We start from the raw sequence: 472 nt of genomic DNA, 5'->3' as shown, positions 1-472 counted from the left end.
GTTCCTGTTCACCGGACAGGGCGCCCAGCGGATCGGCATGGGCATGGAACTCTACGAAGCGTTCCCCGTGTTCGCCGAAGCCTTCGACGAAACCTGCGCGGCCCTCGACCCCCACCTCGACCAGCCGATCACGCACACCATCCGTACGGGTCAGCACCTCGACCAGACCGCTTCTACCCAACCGGCCCTGTTCGCCGTAGAGGTCGCCCTCTATCGCCTGGTCGAATCCTTCGGACTGCGCCCCGACTATGTGGCCGGACACTCCATCGGAGAGATCACCGCCGCCCACATCGCCGGAGTCTTCAACCTCCACGACGCCGCCCATCTCGTCACCACCCGCGCCCGACTCATGCAAAACGCCACACCCGGCGGAACCATGATCGCCATCCAGGCCACCGAAGAAGAACTCCTCCCCCACCTCGACGGCCTGCACGACAAAGCATCCATCGCCGCCCTCAACTCACCCCACTCC

At 65.0% G+C, this 472-nt stretch carries 1 protein-coding gene; it reads left to right on the top strand.

The window, feature by feature from the left end:
- On the top strand, nt 1–472 hold a 472-nt coding region (locus tag ADL08_RS12490; protein ID WP_159048496.1), incomplete at both ends, for an acyltransferase domain-containing protein.

The organism is Streptomyces sp. NRRL F-6492, assembly GCF_001280125.1.
Classification (GTDB): Bacteria; Actinomycetota; Actinomycetes; order Streptomycetales; family Streptomycetaceae; genus Streptomyces.
This window is presented reverse-complemented; position numbering and strand designations above follow the sequence as displayed.